This window comes from Hansschlegelia beijingensis, assembly GCF_045505405.1.
GTDB lineage: Bacteria > Pseudomonadota > Alphaproteobacteria > Rhizobiales > Methylopilaceae > Methylopila > Methylopila beijingensis_A.
Map to the genome: position 1 here is coordinate 1 of NZ_JBJKEX010000006.1, position 16,477 is coordinate 16,477.

A 16,477-nucleotide genomic window follows, 5' to 3' on the forward strand; every position below is an offset into this window, starting at 1 on the left:
GCTCGGCGCCCGCAGGCGGCCGCTGTTGCGGGCTCTGCGGCTTCGGCGCTGCGCGCAACGCGGCCTCGCCCTGCGGGCGCGAAAGCTCCTGGGCCTTCTGCTCGTCGACGACGATGTCGCCCTTCTTGACGGTCTTGTCCTCGACGCCCTGAAGCGCCTGAGCCCAGCTCATCCCCTCTGGCTTGCAGGAGCAGCCGGAGACGAACTCCTTCCGGTAGCGGAAAGCGTTCTCGAGCTTCGTGTAGGGCTCGCCGTCGACGCTCGCGGCCTGGTCGATCTGGCCGCCCGGGTTCGGATAGGCGAACAGCTTCGCCTCCGCGCCGGGGCAGGTGGCCTGGCAGATCGCTTCGTCGCGCTCGAAGGCGTTGCGGGTCGTCTGGTACGAGATCGGGAAGAAGAAGCCGTCGCAGGTACGCACGCAGACCGTCCGGAAGGTCGAAACGCGCGGGGTCGCGTCCGGCGACATCTCCGGCTCGATCACGGTCTCGCCCTGTGACGGCTCCTCGGAGCCCGGTCCGCCGAACAGGAAGTCGAAGAAGCCGCGCTTCTGCTGCTGGCCCGGAACCCGTCGCTCGACGAGGCGGTATTGCGGGCCGCATTCGTTGCGGGCTAGCGCGATCAACAGCTCCCGCCGACGCGGATCGCCGCCGCCGCCCTGGCTGGCCTGGGCGAGCTGCGCGTTTAGCCGATCGAGATTGCCCTGCATCTGGCGGATGCGGTCGGTGAGGGGCCTGCATTCGGCGGGAGGGTCGGGCGAAAAGAAGAAGCGTCGTCCGCAGCCCAGCCCCTTGGCGTAGGCGGTCGTGCGGTCGAGCTCGGCCTGCTGGCGGGCGGCGGCCTGCTGGAGCTGACGCGGGTCGGCCTGGCGCGGCCGCCCCAAGGAGGCGAGCTGGGCCTCGAGCCGCAGGCAGGTCTCGGACCCCTGCTGCGCCTGCGCGCCGACGGACGCGAAGACGAGCGGAAAAGCCGCGACAGCGGCGAGAAACGACCTCATGCCAGTCCCTAACGCGAGTCGGCGCGCGTTGCCCCGGGGCTTGTTTAGCCGCTGAGGCCCGATCCGCACAGGGCCCGAGGAAAATGAGATTGCGCCGAGTCGCGCGGACGCCACGCCGCCTGAGCGGCCGGAGCCTCCTAGCCGCTAGTCCAGGGCGTCAGTCGGAACGGGCGCGTTGCTGTGCGTGATGGTCACGCGTGGGTCAGGCACGCCGCCGAACCGGCGGTAGACGTAATCTGTCTCATCCACGGCGGCGTCCTTGATCGCCAGGGCCACGATCTTGGCGTGGAACGGCGACAGCGAGCATGCGGGATCGGCCTGTTCCGGATCGCCGGTGATCGCGAGCGCCTGGCAGCGGCAGCCGCCGAAATCGATCTCCTTGCGCGGGCAGCCCTTGCAGGGCTCCTTCATCCAGCTGGTGCCGCGATAGGCCTCGAAGGCGGAGGAGTTCGCCCAGATGTCCGGCAGGCTGCGCTCGGTGACGTAGTCGAACTTCAGGTGCTTGATGGTCTCCGCCGCGTGGCAGGGCAGCACCTTGCCCGACGGCGTCACGTTGAGCGACTGGCGTCCCCAGCCGCCCACGCAGGGCTTGGGGCGGCGCGCGTAGTAATCGGGCACGACGGCGTCGATCACCAGCTTGCCCTTGAGCTCCTCGCGCAGCCGCTCCACCGTCTCGGCCGCGCGCATCACCTGCTCGCGGGTCGGCATCAGCATCCGGCGGTTCTCGAGCGCCCAGCCGTAGTACTGGGAATGCGCGATCTCGACGCGGCGTGCGCCGAATTCGAGCGCCATGTTCACCAGCGGCTCGATGTTCTCGATGTTGGCGCGGTGGATGACCGCGTTGATCGTCAGCGGCAGGCCGAGCTCGAGCACCCAGCCGGCGAAGATCCGCTTCTTCTCATGCGCGCCCTTGAGCCCCGCGATGCGGTCGGCGGTGTCGGGCAGCGCGTCCTGGATCGACAGCTGGACGTGGTCCAGGCCCGCGGTGGCGAGCTCCTCGAGCTTCTCCCGGGTGACGCCGATCCCGGAGGTGATGAGGTTGGTGTAGAGCCCGACCTTCACGGCGTGAGCGGTGAGCTCCACGATGTCCTTGCGAGCCGTCGGCTCGCCGCCTGAGAGGTGGAGGTGCAGCACCCCCATGGCGGCGGCTTCGGAGAACACCCGCTTCCAGGTCTCGGTGTCGAGTTCGCCGGAGCGCTTGTCCAGCTCCACAGGGTTCGAGCAGTAGGGGCAGGACAGCGGGCAGCGATGCGTCAGCTCGGCAAGCATGCCGAGCGGCGCCGGCGGCGGCACGCGGGCCGCTTCCGCCGGATTTGGGATCGTCATGTCGTTCATGGCTTCGGCCTCCTCAGCCGAGGTCCAGCACGCGCTTGTTGGCGAGGTCAGCAAGCATCGCCTTGACGTCCGTCTCGATCGTCTCGCGCGGCGCCGCATAGGCGGTCGCCAGATCATCGACGATCGCGGAGACCGTCCTCACCCCGTCGCAGCGTTCGAGCACTGCGACGGCGATGGCGTCCGGATGCAGCACGCGCTCCGGCGCGAGCAGCAGCCACTGGTTGCGAACCTCGTCCCTCCGCAGGCGTACGCCCCGCGGAAGGCTCGGCGTGGCGTCGGACGAGACTTCCGTCATTCCGCCGCCTGCCGATCAGCCTGGTCCGCCGGCCGGAACGCGTCGGGCCACGGCTTGGCATACAGATAGGCATGCTCGAGCGCGTCCAACATGGTCCACAGCATCGAGCACTTGAACTCCAGCGCGGCGATCACCGCCTGCTGCTGCTCGGGCGTCCGCGCGTGCGTCTTGCAGTAGTCGAGCGCGAAATCGCTGTCGCGCTTGGCCTGCACAGGCCGCGCGGTGAAATAGGCGAGCGTCTCCTGCGTGACGTAGTCGTAGTTCGCCAGCATCCCCGAGACGCGGGTCGCGATCACCATCGGCGAGAACAGCTCGGTCAGCGAGGAGGCGACAGCCTCCAGCAGCGAGCGATCGCGCACGAAGGTCATATAGGCGTTCACCGCGAACTTCGTGGCGGGCAGGGCCAGCTCGCCGCTCATCACGACGCCGCGGTCGAGGCCGAGATCGTCGGTCAGCTTCAGCCACTTGGCGATGCCGCCTTCGCCTTCGCGCTCGCCGTCATGGTCGATGATGCGCTGCCGCCATTCGCGGCGCAGCTGCGCGTCCTCCATCCGCGACAGGATGATGGCGTCCTTCTGCGGGATGCAGGCCTGATAGAGGTAGCGGTTGAGAGCCCAGGCCTCGACCTCGCCGCGCGAGCACGCGCCGGACTGCAGCCGCAGCTGGAACGGATGGAGGTGGTGGTAGCGAGTAGCGCCGACCTCGCGAAGGCGCTCCTCAAGCTGGCTCGCGGTGAGCAGATCCGACATCGCAATCCTCCGCAGTCTATGCCGCGGTTGACCCGCGATCCTGTCGTTCGACGGAGCGGACGGCCTCTCCGACCGTCACCTCGAGCCCGTCTTCCGACACTTCCCAGCCATGATCCTCGACGGTCCGCCGCTGGGGCGAGCCGGAAATGAGAATCGGGTTCGTGTTGTTGATGTGAATGTAGATCTTGCGACCAACATTCACGCCGTCAAAGGCCGTCATGGACCCGCCGTCGCCCGAGAGCGGCACGTGCCCCATGCGTCGGCCGGTCTTCTCGCCGACGCCCGCCTTTCGCATTTCGTCGTCTTCGAACACCGTCCCGTCGAACAGCAGAACGTCGGCGCCGTTGACCCGCCGCAGCACGTCGTCGTTCACGACCGCGCATCCGGGGATGTAGACCAGACGCCGGCCGTCCTTGCGGATGTCCACGCCGACCGTATCGCCGGAGCTGTCGCCGATCTTCAGGTTCTCGGTCTCGAGATACAGCGGGACCTTGCCCGGCACCCCGAAGAACTCGATCGTCGCGTCGTCGATCGTGAAAGGCCTGTCGAGCTCGACCGTCCGCCGGCCGACGACGTCCTTCGCCAGAACGCCGAAGATCGGGTTCGCGTCGAGCACCGCGGAAATCTGCGAGGTGGCGTAGACGGTCAGAGGCGAACGTTCACGCAGCGTGATCAGCCCGTCGACATGATCGACGTCGCCATTGGTGAGAACCACCGATCGGATCGGAGTCTCGCGCAGCCCGGTCGGCTGCAGCTTCGGCGTTGCCAGGATCTGCGAGCGCAGGTCCGGCGATGCGTTGAACAGCGTCCAGGTCCCACAACCGGTTTCGACCGCGATCGAGGACTGGGTGCGGCGCTTGACGCGCGGGTCATTGTCCCACGCCAGAGCGCACACCGGACAGCGGCAATTCCACTGAGGAAAGCCGCCGCCGGCAGCTGATCCGAGAACGATCATCCGAAGAGACATGGCGAAAGCCGATCCTTCCTCAGATCGTCCCGAATACAGTCACGGCTTCAGCTCAGAGCTCGGCCGGGCTGTACGACGTGACTTCGAGACCGACGGGGGTCTCTTCGACGATCGGAGCGGTCCAAATGGCCATGATAGCCTCCTAAGGGTTCCCTAAGACTTCGCACCTTCGAAAAGCGGAGTCGCTCCTCTTGGCGCGTCACGGAAGATAGCTTCGTGCGCAGAGCCGCGCCAGCGCGCGCCGCCTTAAATCTTGGTAATCCAAGCGCTTGATCCTCAAGAACTTCTTAGGATTGCGGGCCTCCACCGAGAGGCGCAGCGAAGCCGCGCGCCACATGATCGCCCCATTTGGAGCCGGGCCGTCGGGCGATTTAGCCCGGTGGCGCCAAGGCTTGACTGAGCTTGCCGGCGTGATCATTGTCCGCGCCATGAACGCCGCCGGACGCGCCGACGCCACCAACCGGATCGTCATTAACTGCGCATAGCTGAGGCTGGCCGCGGCGGTTTTTTCTTGATCTTTTGCGAGAAGAACGACACCCCGGCCCACGAGGAGGACGGGGCGTGACCACGCTCAAGCTCTACAATTCGCTGACGCGCTCGAAGGATCCGTTCGCGCCGATCGATCCGCAGGACGTGCGGATGTATGTGTGCGGCCCGACGGTTTATGACCGGGCGCATATCGGCAACGCCCGCCCGGTCATCGTCTTCGACCTGCTGTACAGGCTGCTCCGCCACGTCTACGGGGCCGAGCACGTCAAATATGTCCGCAACATCACGGACGTGGACGACAAGATCAACGCGCGCGCGGCCGAGCGGAAGATCTCGATCCAGGAACTGACCGCTGAAACCGCGCGCGGTTTCCACGCCGACGTCGCCGAACTCGGCTGCCTGCCCCCGACCGAAGAGCCCCGCGCCACGGAGTATATCTGCCGGGGCGAAGGCGAGCTCGACATGGTCAAGCTCGTCGAGCGGCTGCTCGAGCGTGGCCACGCCTATGAGGCGGACGGGCACGTGCTGTTCGATGTCGCGTCGATGCCGGCCTATGGGCGCCTCGCGCGCCGCTCGCTCGGCGAGATGGAGGCGGGCGCCCGCGTCGAGGTCGCGGCCTACAAGAGGGGGCCGATGGACTTCGTGCTGTGGAAGCCCTCCCGGGAGGGCGAGCCGGCCTGGCCGAGCCCGTGGGGCATGGGGCGGCCGGGCTGGCACCTCGAGTGCTCGGCGATGGCGGCCGCTCTGCTTGGCGAGGTGTTCGACATCCATGGCGGCGGGATCGACCTGATCTTCCCGCACCACGAGAACGAGATCGCGCAGTCGACCTGCTGCTTCGGCCATGAACGGATGGCCAATGTCTGGCTGCACAACGGCTTTGTGCAGGTCGAGGGCGAGAAGATGTCGAAGTCGCTCGGCAACTTCGTCACCATCCGAGAGGTGCTGGCCGACTGGCCTGGCGACGTCGCCAGGCTCGCGATGTTCGCGGCGCATTACCGTCAGCCGATCAACTGGACCCTCAAGGGCCTGCAGGAGGCCGAGCGGACGCTCGGGCAGTGGTTCGAAGCCGCCGCGGCGGACGCCGATCCGCGGCCGGCGCCCGGCGTGATCGAGGCGCTCGCCGACGACCTCAATACGCCGAAGATGATCGCCGAGATGCACCGGCTGCGCTCCGAGGGCGGCCGCAAGGCGCTGTCGGGGACGCTCCGCTTCCTGGGTTTCCGGCAGGAGGCCTACGAGGACTGGCGGGCCGCGCGGGCCCCGGAGCAGTCGCTGCCGACCGAGGAGATCGAGCGTCTGATCGACGCCCGCATCGCGGCGCGCCGGGAGCGCAACTTCGCCGAGGCGGACCGCATCCGCGACGAACTGCTCGCGAAAGGCGTCGTGCTGAAGGACAGCGCCACGGGCACAAGTTGGGAAGTCGCGAGATGACCCGGGAGCGCCTCTATCTGTTCGACACCACGCTGCGTGACGGCGCCCAGACGGCGGGCGTCGACTTCACGCTCCAGGACAAGATCCTGGTGGCGCGGCTGCTGGACGGATTGGGCGTGGACTATGTCGAGGGCGGCTTCCCCGGCGCGAACCCGACGGACACCGAGTTCTTCTCCGCGCCGCGCACCGCGCGCGCGCGTTTCACCGCCTTTGGCATGACGAGGCGCGCGGGCCGTTCGGCTTCGAACGATCCCGGACTTCAGGGCGTGCTGCGAGCCGAGGCCCAGGCCTGCTGCTTCGTCGCGAAGAGCTGGGACTTCCACGTCGTCGAGGCGCTGGGGATCTCGCTGGAGGAAAACCTCGAGCAGATCCGCGAGACGGTGGAGGCGTCCGTCGCCGCCGGCCGCGAGACGATGATCGACTGCGAGCACTTCTTCGACGGCTTCAAGGCCAATCCGTCCTACGCGCTTGCCTGCCTGGAAGCTGCGATCAACGCGGGCGCCCGCTGGGCGGTGATGTGCGACACGAACGGCGGCACGACCGTCGAGGAGGTCGCGACGATCGTCGCGCAGGCGGCAAGCGTCGTTCCGGGCGAAAGGCTGGGCATCCACGCCCATGACGACATGGGGCTCGGCGTCGCCAATTCGCTCGCCGCCGTGCGCGCCGGCGCGCGGCAGATCCAGGGCACGCTGAACGGCCTCGGCGAGCGCTGCGGGAACGCGAACCTGACGACGCTGATCCCGACCCTGAAGCTGAAGCCCGAATTCGCCGAGCGCTTCGAGATCGCCGTCAGCGACGAGGCGCTGGCGTCTCTGTCGCAGCTTTCGCGCTCCTTCGACGAACTGTTGAACCGGCCGGCGAACCGCTACGCGCCCTATGTCGGCGTCAACGCCTTTGCGACCAAGGCCGGGATCCACGCATCCGCGATCCTGAAGAACCCGCGCACCTATGAGCACGTGCCCCCGGAAAGCGTCGGCAACCGCCGCCGTCTTCTGGTGTCCGACCAGGGCGGAAAGTCGAACCTGCTCGCCGAACTCGCCCGCGTGGGCGTGGAGGCGGACCGCGGCGACCCCCGGGTCGACGCGCTCCTCGCCCTCGTCAAGGAACGTGAGGCGCAGGGCTACGCCTATGAGGGCGCAGACGCCTCCTTCGCGCTGCTCGCCCGCCGCGCTCTCGGCCGCGTGCCGGATTATTTCTCCGTCGAGAGCTTCCGCGTGATGGTCGAGCGCCGGCACAACGCCGTGGGCGAACTCGTCACCGTTTCCGAAGCGGTCGTGAAGGTCGTGGTCGACGGCGAGCCGCTGATCACGGCGGCGGAGGGGATCGGTCCGGTGAACGCGCTCGACCTGGCGCTTCGCAAGGACCTCGGGCGATACCAGCCCTTCATCACGGACCTGAAGCTCACGGACTACAAGGTCCGCATCCTGAACGGCGGCACCGAGGCGATCACCCGCGTGTTGATCGAGTCGACCGACGGCAAAGGCGAAAGCTGGACCACGGTGGGAGTGTCGCCGAACATCATCGACGCCTCGTTCGAGGCGCTGGTCGACAGCGTCACCTACAAGCTCTTCAGGGCCGGCGCGCCGGCTGGCGCGTCCTCACTCGCCGAAGCTTGCGGCGCGTAGCGACTCCGACGCGAACTGGCGGCGGTACAGCACGATCCACACGACGATGCTGGACGCGATCAGCACCACCGGGCTGAGGAACCAGCCCAGATAGGCGAGCACGAAGAACAGCGAGCGCAGGCCGCGGTTGAAGTGCCGCCCGGCCTCGATGTTCATGCGCGCGGCCCGCTCGACGGCGATCTCCATCTCGGGCGTGCCGCGCATGTCCGGCGGCGGCGCGGCGACGATCAGGATCGAGCAGTAGTTGAACAGCCGGTACGCCCAGACGAACTTGAAGAAGATGTAGACGAAGATCGCCGAGAACCCGACCACCTTGACGTCGTAGAGCTGGGGCGTGGTGGCGACGCCGAAGGGCAGGGCGGCGAACACTTCGATCGCCTGCTGGCTCGCCTGAAGGGCGGCGAGGCCGCCGCCGATCGCGATCAGCGACGTCGAGGCGAAGAAGGCGGAGCCGTTCTGCAGGCCCTGCATGGTGATCGAGTCGGGCATCCTGGCTTCGCGCGCGCTCATGCGCCCCATCCACTCGCGGCGGCGTCGCGCCATCACGGAGCTGAGCCCGCCGGGCGACAGCTCAGAGACGAGGTGATGGACGAACCAGACCCCGAAGAAGACGCAGAGCGCCACGAGGTCCAGCGCCGTGAAGGGGCTCACGGGCGCGACCCCGAGCAGGGCCCGGCGCTCACAGCAACCCCAGCATGCGCAACTCCGTGACGAGATGCGTCGGCAGCCCCGGCGCGCGTCGCTCGTCCTCCGCAAGATCGGCCGGGGCGTCGGCGTGCGGAAGATAGCGCCAGCCCTGGAACGGCCGCCGCGGCGCAGGCCGCACCGGAACGAGCTCCGGCAGCAGGACCAGTTCGCAGCGCTCTACGCCGTCCGCGCCCGTGACGGATCTCAGGTCGAGGAGAGGCTGTCGGACCAGGATGACGCCCTTGATCACCCAGTAGAGCGAGCCGCCGTCGAGAAGCTCGGCGGCGCGCTTCGGCGCCATCCGGGTGACATGGACCTGCTCCTCCGGGGCTCCCCGTCGGCGGCGCTCCGCCATGCGCTCGTCGATCCAGCCGCGGAGGTCTTCCGGCGAATCGCATCCCACACAGAGCTTTTGCAGATGAAGCGGCATGCGCGATCGCCGGGCCCCTGTGTGCGGAGGCTAGTAGCCCAGCCCCGGAGCTTCCTGCCAGCCCGCGACCGTCATCTTGTTCCTCAGGCTCGCGCACGGCATCAGCGTCACGCCTTGAAGAACCGGCACGCGCCGACGGTTGGCCTTGGACAGAGCGTCGATCGTCTCGCGGCAGGCGATGATCTGCAGCCCCCGGGCGCCGCGCGTCGCCTCCGCGAGCTGCATCTGAACCGTCGAGGTGCCCGGGATCACGACGATGACGCCGGAGTTCGCGAGGATCACCCGGAACTGCCGGCCACGGCCCCCCTTCACGAAGTCAGCGCCGGCGCGCACCGCCCGCAGAAAGGCGGACGGGTCGTGGCGATCGACGCCGACGAACTGCCTGTCGCCCGGGGCGGCTTCTGCGGGAGCGGCCAGCGCCGCGCCCGCCAGGCAAAGAACGGCGACTGCCCGCTTGAGCGCGACCATCCGAACCTCCCGCGACACTGCGCTCTCACTCTTCGTTCGAGAGCAGGCCCTTGAACATGTGCTCGATGAAGTTCTGCTCCTGGCCGGCCGTAGGCGTGACCTGGTTCCGGAAGTCGAACACGCGGCCGTCCTTCATGCCGTAGTCGGCGATTTTCTCGACCCTGCGGTTCTGGTCGAAGAAGATCGCGAGCACCCGCTGATCCGTGATCTTCGGGTTCATGAAGGCGACGGGCCGGTGGGTCTTCTGCGAGATGTAGTAGAAAACCTGGCCCTTGAGGGTCGCGGTCGTCGAGGGCGTCCCGAGCACGACGAGGACCTGCTCCTGGCTGGAGCCCACCGACACCTGCTGAAGGGCGCTCTCGGAGAAGACATAGCCTTTCGACTGGTCCTCTGCGCAGCCGGCGGCGCCCAGCGCCAGAGCCGAGGCCACGATGAGACCGGCCGTGCGGACCAGCGCCGGCGAACCCTTGATGCCCATGCTCGAAGCTTCCTCCCCAAACGCTACTCGACGGGCGCCTCTACATGGCGCCGGCGCAACGCGTCCTCCGCCCCTGAGGCTTGCCGCTCCGCCGCTCTTGGCGTACCTCGCGGGAGGTCCCAGTTCAACAGTGGAGGCGCGCGGCCGGCGTCTCGTCTCGGGCGGCGCGGCGATGATCTTCGGGCTTCTTAAAAGGCGAGCCGCCGCCGAACCCACTCCGGCGGAGCGGATCTACGCCGCCCTCGTCCTTGAGGCCAGGAGGCCGGAATTCTACCGCGACCTCACTGTCCCGGACACCTTGCCGGGGCGCTTCGAGCTTATCGTGCTGCATGCGGTGCTCTATCTCCGAAGGCTGCGTTCGGAGGGTCCGGAGGCCGCCGCGAGAGCCCAGGAGGTCGTCGAGGAGATGTTTCGCAGTCTCGATGCAAGCTTGCGTGAGATGGGTGTGGGAGATCTCTCTGTCGGCAAGAAGATGAAGCCGATTATCCGCGCCTTCTACGACGGCGCCGCCCAATACGACGCGGCGCTCGATCGTCGTGACGAACAGGCGCTGGCGGCGGCTCTCAGACGGATCGTGTATCGGGACGACCCCGCCGCTGCCGATGCGCCCGCCCGCCTCGCGACTTACGTCATCCTCGCGGCCGACGCGCTGCAGTCCCAGCCGGCCGAGGGTCTGATCCAGGTCGGCCCAGCTTTCCCGGCCATTCAGGAAGCCGCGCTTTGACCGACGCTCCGCTCTCCCGGCCGCTCCAGGCCGCCTCCGTTCCCGCCGAAGGGCTCGACATCGAGGTCGTGGCCTCGCCGGAGGAGCGCGAGGCCGTCGCCGCTTTGAACGACGTGCTTTCGGTGGAATCGCTGGTCGCCCGCCTCCATGTCCGCCCCTTCGGCTCGGACGGGCTGGAGGTCAGCGGCTCCGTCCAGGCACAGACGACGCGGACCTGCGTCGTCACGCTGGAGCCGTTCGAGGAGGCGGTCCGCGAAGACGTGTCGGTCCGATTCTCGCCGCGGGCTGCGCCGGTCGGCGGGGAGCAGGACGTTGACGAGGACGGTCCGGACCCGCTGGTCGGCGGCGTCGTGGATCTCGGCGCGGTGACCTCCGAGTTCTTCACGCTTGGTCTTGATCCGTACCCGCGCAAGCCGGGGGCGGCCTTCGAGCTGGAGGAGGGCGGGGCGGGCGCCGAGTCGCCCTTCGCGATCCTGCGTCGCCTCAGCCCCAACGGTTCGGACGAACGTTGAGCCTGAGGTCCATGAGGGTTGCCACCCGAGCGGTAGACGCTATGGTCCGCCCGCGTCCGAACCGCCGCACGTCACCGGTTCTTCTCGGCGCCTCAATCGCGTAGAGCACGGTCTCCGGCTTCAAAGACGAATGATAGACAAGGTTTGCATCGCACTCGACGCCATGGGGGGCGATCACGGCCCCGAGGTCGTCGTGCCCGGAGCCGCGATCGCGCTCACCCGCAAGCCTGACACGAGCTTCCTGTTCGTCGGGGACGAGGCTCGCATCCGTCCGCTGCTCGACGCGCATCCGCAGCTCGCGGCGGTCTCCGAGATCCAGCACACGGACGTCGCCGTGCGGATGGAGGACAAACCCAGCGTCGCCCTGCGCCAGGGCCGCCGCAGGTCGTCCATGTGGCTCGCGCTCGAGGCCGTGAAGGCGCGCCGCGCCCATGTCGCGGTGTCCGCCGGCAACACGGGCGCGCTGATGGCCATGTCGCGCTTCTGCCTCAGGATGCTGCCGGACATCGACCGTCCGGCCATCGCCGCGATCTGGCCGACCCTGCGCGGCGAAAGCATCGTGCTCGACGTCGGGGCCACGATCGGCGCGGACGCCAAGCAACTGGTCGACTTCGCCGTCATGGGGTCCGCGATGGCGCGCATCCTGTTCGACATCGAACGCCCGACCGTCGGCCTCCTGAACGTCGGCGTGGAGGAGATCAAGGGCGTCGAGCAGGTCAAGGAGGCCGCCCGGCTGCTGAAGGAGCAGGCCTTTCCGGGCATGGACTTCCGCGGCTTCGTGGAGGGCGACGACATCGGCAAGGGCTCCGTCGACGTCGTCGTCACGGAGGGCTTCTCGGGCAACATCGCCCTCAAGACCGCCGAGGGCACCGCGCGTCAGATCGGCGAATACCTCCGCTCGGCCCTCGGTCGAACATTTCTGTCGAAGATCGGTTATCTCCTGGCGAAGCACGCCTTCGACACTCTCAAGGACAAGATGGATCCCCGTAAGGTGAATGGCGGCGTTTTCCTCGGATTGGATGGCGTAGTGATCAAGAGCCATGGCGGCACCGACGCGGAGGGCTTCGCGTCCGCGGTGGAGCTCGGCTACGACATGGCTCGCTATGACCTGACGGCCAAGATCCTGCAGGGTCACGTCCATGAGCGCGCCGCGATGGCCGCGGGTCTGGCGAGCGCCACGGAGCCGGCTCTCGCCGAGGCCGCCTCGTGACCCGCATCCGCTCCGTCGTAAAGGGCTGCGGATCCTATCTGCCGGCCGAAATCCTCACCAATGACGACCTCGCCAAGACGGTCGACACCTCGGACGAATGGATCGTCCAGCGGACCGGCATCCGCAGCCGCCACATCGCGGCGGCCGGCGAGATGACCTCCGACCTCGCGACGGCGGCCGCCAAGGCCGCGCTCGCCGACGCCGGGCTCGACGCCTCCGACATCGACCTGATCGTGCTCGGCACCTCCACTCCGGACAACACCTTCCCGGCGACCGCGACTTCGGTGCAGGCGGCGCTCGGCATCACGCACGGCTTCGCCTTCGACGTGCAGGCGGTCTGCTCCGGCTTCGTCTACTCGCTCGCGATCGCGGACAAGTTCCTGACCTCGGGGCAGCATCGGCGCGCGCTGGTGATCGGGGCCGAGACGTTCTCGCGCATTCTGGACTGGACTGACCGAACGACCTGCGTGCTGTTCGGCGACGGCGCCGGCGCGGTGGTCCTGGAGGCGGTCGAACAGGCCGGCACGTCCGAAGACCGCGGCATCCTCACGACGCATCTGCGGTCGGACGGACGACACAAGGCGAAGCTGTTCGTCGACGGCGGCCCGTCCTCGACCGGCACCACCGGCCACGTCCGGATGGAGGGCCGCGAGGTGTTCCGCCACGCAGTCGGCATGATCACCGACGTGATCCACGACGCCTTCGAGGCCACCGGCGAGAGCGCGGAGACGATCGACTGGTTCGTGCCGCATCAGGCGAACCGGCGGATCATCGACGCGAGCGCGCAGAAGCTCGGGATCGCGCCGGAGAAGGTGGTGGTGACCGTGGACCATCACGGCAATACCTCGGCCGCGTCCATCCCGCTCGCCCTCGCGGAGGCGCGGGCGGACGGACGGATCGCGGAGGGCGACCTCGTCCTGCTCGAAGCCATGGGCGGGGGATTCACCTGGGGGTCGGCGCTGCTGCGCTGGTAGGCAGAATATCCCTGACGGCGTCGGAGATTAGGAGCGTTGACCGCCGCTGGCGGGACACATAGCCTTCGGGGGTCGAAAGACGCGGCGACAGATCGCGCGGACGACCTCAAGGGCAGAGGGAACGGGGGATGACGGGGCGCACCGTTACACGTGCGGATTTGTGCGAGGCGGTCTACCAGAAGGTCGGCCTGTCACGCACCGAGTCCGCCTCGTTGGTTGAGATGGTTCTGGCCGAAATCGGCGACTGCCTGGAACGCGGCGAGACGGTCAAGCTCTCGTCGTTCGGGTCCTTCGTCGTGCGCGACAAGGGACAGCGGGTCGGTCGCAATCCGAAGAGCGGGCAGGAGGTTCCGATCCCGCCGCGCCGCGTCATGGTGTTCAAGCCGTCGAACATCCTGAAGAGCCGGATCAACCACATCGAAGAACCCGCGACGAAGAGGAACGGCTCGGCTTGACGTTCGATCCCGGCGACGCTGCACGCGAGGGCGGCAAGGACCCCGGCGCGTTCCGCACCATCAGCGAGGTGGCGGAGGAGCTCGGCCTGCCGCAGCACGTGCTGCGTTTCTGGGAGACCCGCTTTCCGCAGATCAAGCCGATCAAGCGGGGAGGCGGCCGGCGCTACTACCGCCCGAACGACGTGGATCTCCTTCGCGGCATCAAGCAGTTGCTCTACGGGGAAGGCTACACGATCCGCGGCGTGCAACGGATCCTGCGCGAGCAGGGCGGCCGGAAGGCGGCGATTCTCGCGGCTGCAGGTGGAAGCGCGGAGACCGACGCGTCCGCCGGGCCCGGGGCGTCCTACGGACTGGCGGGCGGCGCAGCCGGACCCGAAGTCTGGGCGCCGCGTGGAAAGCGGGAGACGCCGAGGCCGGACCCGGTCCCCGAAGAGCAGACCTATTCCGAGGACACGGAAGAGGACGATGGTCCGTCCTCGGCCCCCGTTTCTGTGAGCCCCGTCCCTCCGGCCCCGGTTTCGCCGGGGCTCTCGCCTGAGCAGATCGCCCGCCTGACCGCGGCGCTGCAGGAGCTGCGCGCATGTCGCCGTCTGCTGGACCAGCGGTCGTGAGGTCCGGACGAATGGAGGGCTTCGCCTTCCCGCCAGCCGGGTAACCGGCTATAAAGGTATCGGGGTGTGATGCGGGGGGCGGCTCTTTTGGGCGTGGCGCGTAAGAGCCGGAGAAGCGCGGCGGGTTTCGTCGTCGCTGCCGCCTGTCTTGCAGGCGGTCACGGCGACGCGCTGGCTCAGGCGCCGTCCGGCCCGCCGCCGGCCGCCGCCGCGGCTGTTCCGGGCATCAGCTACGACACCCGTTTCGTGGTCGACGGCGGCGACGCGGCCGTCGAGAAGATCGCGCGCGAGACCTCCTCGCTGCAGACTCTCCAGAAGGACGCGCCGCCCGGTCCACCTGGCCTCGTCGGACGCGCCAAGGCTGATATCGAACGCATCGCCGCCGCCCTGGCTGCCACTGGCCGCTACGCAGCGACCGTGGACGTGACCATGGCGGGCGTTTCCGTCATCTCCCCAAGCGCGGCCGACGCCGCGCAGCGGGCGCGGAAGCCGGTGCCCGTGGTCGTGCGGGTGAATCCGGGACCCGTGTTCACGCTGGGGCGCGTGCGCATCGAGAGCCTCGACTCGGGCGCCGGCAAGGCCGCCTCGCTCGAGCCCCGCAAGGTCGGCCTCGTTCCCGGACAGCCTGCGCCGTCGACGGCGATTTTCTCGGCCGAATCCAGGATCGTTGACGAATTGCGGGACGACGGCTACCCGTTCGCGGCCGTGAAGGGGCGCGACGTCGTCGCCGACCACGCCCGGCGCCAGCTCGACGTCACGATCAAGGTGGCCGCCGGACCGCGCGCGCCGTTCGGGAACGTCACGGTCACGGGAACGCGCGAAGTCGACCCTGCGGTCGTGCTGGGACGTGTGCCGTTCCGGCCCGGGGAGCGTTACAGCCCCAAGAAAATCGCCGAGCTCCGCACCGAGCTCGCCAAGCTCGATGTGTTCTCCTCGATCCGGATCCGCGAGGCTACGGCCCCGGACGCTCAGGGTCGCGTGCCGGTCGTGATCGAGGTCGAGGAAAAGAAGTTCCGCTACGTCGGCGCGGGCGTGAAGTACGACACGATCGACGGCGCCAGCGTCAACGCCTTCTGGGGCCATCGCAACCTGTTCGGCGGCGCCGAGAAGCTGCGGATCGACGCCGGCGCGTCGCGGCTCATCACCAACAAGCCCCGGGATTATGAGTACGCGCTCAAGGCGCATTTCGAGAAGCCGGGGATCTGGACCGGGTTCGACGATCTGCTGGTCGATCTCGAGGCGCTGCGCGAGCGGCCGGACGCCTATGACCGCGACGGCGTCCGCGGGGCGGTCGCGATCCGGCGGCGCCTGACGAGCGAGCTGTCCATTCAGGCAGGCGTCGAGGTCGAGGCTTCGACCATTCGGGACACCTTCGGGGAGAAGGATTATTTGCTCGCCGGCGTCCCGCTGCTCGCGACCTTCGACAACACCGACAGCGCGCTCGATCCCACCAAGGGCATCCGGGCCACGCTGAGCGCCGCGCCCTATTACAACTTCCAGGGCGACACCAAGAGCCTGAACATCTTCAAGGGGCAGGTCTCGAGCTATCTCAGCTTCGACGAGGCGCACCGCTTCATCCTGGCCGGCAAGATCGGCGTCGGGTCGATCATCGGCCCGAAGGATCTCGCGGACGTTCCGGCCAACAGGCGCTTCTTCGCCGGCGGCGGGGGGTCGATCCGCGGCTTCGCCTATCAGAGCGCGAGCCCGTACTGCACGCCGATCACTCCGCGGCCGAAGCACGCGCTGAAATGCGACGACGACACGCCGATCGGCGGGCGCAGTCTGCTCGAGGCCTCGATCGAGGCGCGCATCAAGGTGACGGACACGATCGGGATCGTGCCCTTCGTCGACGCCGGAGCGGCCTTCGACAAGACCTATCCGGACTTCAGCGAGAACATCCGGGTCGGCGCGGGCGTCGGCCTGCGGTACTATACGGCGATCGGCCCGATCCGCGTCGACGTGGCGACCCCGGTGGTGGGCCGCAGCAAGAACGACTCGCGCGTCGCGCTCTATATTGGCATCGGGCAGGCGTTCTGATGACCG

19 protein-coding genes and 1 pseudogene are annotated in these 16,477 nt (G+C 68.2%); 10 read left to right on the forward strand and 10 right to left on the reverse strand.

The features are described 5' to 3' along the window. From ACIKT0_RS00910 to pqqA, 6 genes are all read right to left on the reverse strand, one after another. Positions 1 to 994: DUF2865 domain-containing protein (locus ACIKT0_RS00910; RefSeq protein WP_407103544.1), on the reverse strand; the 994-nt coding region annotated here is incomplete at its 3' end. A gap of 144 nt (positions 995 to 1,138) precedes the next feature. Then, positions 1,139 to 2,329, reverse strand: coding sequence for a pyrroloquinoline quinone biosynthesis protein PqqE (pqqE, locus tag ACIKT0_RS00915; RefSeq protein WP_407103545.1), 1,191 nt, complete (start codon positions 2,327 to 2,329; stop codon positions 1,139 to 1,141). A gap of 13 nt (positions 2,330 to 2,342) precedes the next feature. After that, positions 2,343 to 2,624, reverse strand: a complete 282-nt coding sequence (gene pqqD / locus ACIKT0_RS00920; protein ID WP_183396179.1) for a pyrroloquinoline quinone biosynthesis peptide chaperone PqqD — start codon at positions 2,622 to 2,624, stop codon at positions 2,343 to 2,345. After that, positions 2,621 to 3,373 (reverse strand): pyrroloquinoline-quinone synthase PqqC, encoded by a 753-nt coding sequence (pqqC, locus tag ACIKT0_RS00925; protein WP_407103546.1) that lies wholly within the window; start codon positions 3,371 to 3,373, stop codon positions 2,621 to 2,623. The genes pqqD and pqqC overlap by 4 nt, the downstream gene beginning before the upstream one ends. A gap of 16 nt (positions 3,374 to 3,389) precedes the next feature. Further along, entirely contained in the window at positions 3,390 to 4,340 is a 951-nt protein-coding gene (pqqB, locus tag ACIKT0_RS00930; protein ID WP_407103547.1) for a pyrroloquinoline quinone biosynthesis protein PqqB, read from the reverse strand. 52 nt (positions 4,341 to 4,392) lie between these two features. After that, complete coding sequence (gene pqqA / locus ACIKT0_RS00935) at positions 4,393 to 4,473, reverse strand: pyrroloquinoline quinone precursor peptide PqqA (RefSeq protein ID WP_128776471.1); 81 nt, start codon at positions 4,471 to 4,473, stop codon at positions 4,393 to 4,395. Between the two features lie 136 nt (positions 4,474 to 4,609). Between pqqA and ACIKT0_RS00940 the strand changes: the two genes are divergently transcribed. From ACIKT0_RS00940 to cimA, 3 genes are all read left to right on the forward strand, one after another. Beyond that, entirely contained in the window at positions 4,610 to 4,825 is a 216-nt protein-coding gene (locus tag ACIKT0_RS00940; RefSeq protein ID WP_407103548.1) for a hypothetical protein, read from the forward strand. A gap of 76 nt (positions 4,826 to 4,901) precedes the next feature. After that, positions 4,902 to 6,260 carry a cysteine--tRNA ligase gene (cysS, locus tag ACIKT0_RS00945; RefSeq protein ID WP_407103549.1) on the forward strand — a complete coding sequence of 453 codons (1,359 nt, stop codon included), beginning with the start codon at positions 4,902 to 4,904 and terminating at the stop codon, positions 6,258 to 6,260. Then, positions 6,257 to 7,885, forward strand: a complete 1,629-nt coding sequence (gene cimA / locus ACIKT0_RS00950) for a citramalate synthase (protein ID WP_407103550.1) — start codon at positions 6,257 to 6,259, stop codon at positions 7,883 to 7,885. The genes cysS and cimA overlap by 4 nt, the downstream gene beginning before the upstream one ends. Here the strand turns inward: cimA and ACIKT0_RS00955 are convergent. Genes ACIKT0_RS00955 through ACIKT0_RS00970 form a run of 4 tightly spaced genes read right to left on the reverse strand, consistent with a single transcriptional unit; the run spans position 7,859 to position 9,948 of the window. Beyond that, positions 7,859 to 8,536, reverse strand: a complete 678-nt coding sequence (locus tag ACIKT0_RS00955) for a DUF599 domain-containing protein (RefSeq protein WP_407103551.1) — start codon at positions 8,534 to 8,536, stop codon at positions 7,859 to 7,861. The two genes, cimA and ACIKT0_RS00955, sit on opposite strands and share 27 nt — an antisense overlap. A 28-nt stretch (positions 8,537 to 8,564) precedes the next feature. Further along, positions 8,565 to 9,002: a DUF1489 family protein gene (locus ACIKT0_RS00960; RefSeq protein ID WP_407103552.1), complete on the reverse strand. Its 438-nt coding sequence runs from the start codon at positions 9,000 to 9,002 to the stop codon at positions 8,565 to 8,567. Between the two features lie 30 nt (positions 9,003 to 9,032). Beyond that, the gene (locus ACIKT0_RS00965; RefSeq protein ID WP_407103553.1) at positions 9,033 to 9,470 is read right to left on the reverse strand and encodes a hypothetical protein; all 438 of its coding nucleotides are present in this window, start codon (positions 9,468 to 9,470) and stop codon (positions 9,033 to 9,035) included. A 25-nt stretch (positions 9,471 to 9,495) separates the two neighbouring features. Then, the gene (locus ACIKT0_RS00970) at positions 9,496 to 9,948 is read right to left on the reverse strand and encodes an outer membrane protein assembly factor BamE (protein ID WP_407103554.1); all 453 of its coding nucleotides are present in this window, start codon (positions 9,946 to 9,948) and stop codon (positions 9,496 to 9,498) included. A gap of 172 nt (positions 9,949 to 10,120) precedes the next feature. Between ACIKT0_RS00970 and ACIKT0_RS00975 the strand changes: the two genes are divergently transcribed. The 7 genes and pseudogenes from ACIKT0_RS00975 (at position 10,121) to ACIKT0_RS01005 (ending at position 16,471) form a co-directional block, all read left to right on the forward strand. Beyond that, positions 10,121 to 10,672 carry a ubiquinol-cytochrome C chaperone family protein gene (locus ACIKT0_RS00975; protein WP_407103555.1) on the forward strand — a complete coding sequence of 184 codons (552 nt, stop codon included), beginning with the start codon at positions 10,121 to 10,123 and terminating at the stop codon, positions 10,670 to 10,672. Continuing rightward, positions 10,669 to 11,184 carry a YceD family protein gene (locus tag ACIKT0_RS00980; RefSeq protein WP_407103556.1) on the forward strand — a complete coding sequence of 172 codons (516 nt, stop codon included), beginning with the start codon at positions 10,669 to 10,671 and terminating at the stop codon, positions 11,182 to 11,184. The genes ACIKT0_RS00975 and ACIKT0_RS00980 overlap by 4 nt, the downstream gene beginning before the upstream one ends. A gap of 130 nt (positions 11,185 to 11,314) precedes the next feature. Next, positions 11,315 to 12,394, forward strand: coding sequence for a phosphate acyltransferase PlsX (plsX, locus tag ACIKT0_RS00985; protein ID WP_407103557.1), 1,080 nt, complete (start codon positions 11,315 to 11,317; stop codon positions 12,392 to 12,394). Continuing rightward, the gene (locus tag ACIKT0_RS00990; protein ID WP_407103558.1) at positions 12,391 to 13,368 is read left to right on the forward strand and encodes a beta-ketoacyl-ACP synthase III; all 978 of its coding nucleotides are present in this window, start codon (positions 12,391 to 12,393) and stop codon (positions 13,366 to 13,368) included. The genes plsX and ACIKT0_RS00990 overlap by 4 nt, the downstream gene beginning before the upstream one ends. Before the next feature lie 110 nt (positions 13,369 to 13,478). Next, a pseudogene (locus tag ACIKT0_RS00995) lies at positions 13,479 to 13,823 on the forward strand (integration host factor subunit alpha); the annotation flags it as partial. Further along, complete coding sequence (locus ACIKT0_RS01000; protein ID WP_407103559.1) at positions 13,820 to 14,434, forward strand: MerR family transcriptional regulator; 615 nt, start codon at positions 13,820 to 13,822, stop codon at positions 14,432 to 14,434. The pseudogene ACIKT0_RS00995 and the gene ACIKT0_RS01000, both read left to right, overlap by 4 nt. 93 nt (positions 14,435 to 14,527) lie before the next feature. Next, positions 14,528 to 16,471 (forward strand): autotransporter assembly complex protein TamA, encoded by a 1,944-nt coding sequence (locus ACIKT0_RS01005; RefSeq protein WP_407103560.1) that lies wholly within the window; start codon positions 14,528 to 14,530, stop codon positions 16,469 to 16,471. Positions 16,472 to 16,477: the final 6 nt, after the last annotated feature.

Coding starts and splice junctions, on each gene's coding strand:
- pqqE (WP_407103545.1), bottom strand. CDS start 2,329: ATGAACGACATGACGATCCCAAATCCGGCGGAAGCGGCCCGCGTGCCG.
- pqqD (WP_183396179.1), bottom strand. CDS start 2,624: ATGACGGAAGTCTCGTCCGACGCCACGCCGAGCCTTCCGCGGGGCGTA.
- pqqC (WP_407103546.1), bottom strand. CDS start 3,373: ATGTCGGATCTGCTCACCGCGAGCCAGCTTGAGGAGCGCCTTCGCGAG.
- pqqB (WP_407103547.1), bottom strand. CDS start 4,340: ATGTCTCTTCGGATGATCGTTCTCGGATCAGCTGCCGGCGGCGGCTTT.
- pqqA (WP_128776471.1), bottom strand. CDS start 4,473: ATGGCCATTTGGACCGCTCCGATCGTCGAAGAGACCCCCGTCGGTCTC.
- cimA (WP_407103550.1), top strand. CDS start 6,257: ATGACCCGGGAGCGCCTCTATCTGTTCGACACCACGCTGCGTGACGGC.
- ACIKT0_RS00960 (WP_407103552.1), bottom strand. CDS start 9,002: ATGCCGCTTCATCTGCAAAAGCTCTGTGTGGGATGCGATTCGCCGGAA.
- ACIKT0_RS00965 (WP_407103553.1), bottom strand. CDS start 9,470: ATGGTCGCGCTCAAGCGGGCAGTCGCCGTTCTTTGCCTGGCGGGCGCG.
- ACIKT0_RS00970 (WP_407103554.1), bottom strand. CDS start 9,948: ATGGGCATCAAGGGTTCGCCGGCGCTGGTCCGCACGGCCGGTCTCATC.
- ACIKT0_RS00975 (WP_407103555.1), top strand. CDS start 10,121: ATGATCTTCGGGCTTCTTAAAAGGCGAGCCGCCGCCGAACCCACTCCG.
- plsX (WP_407103557.1), top strand. CDS start 11,315: ATGATAGACAAGGTTTGCATCGCACTCGACGCCATGGGGGGCGATCAC.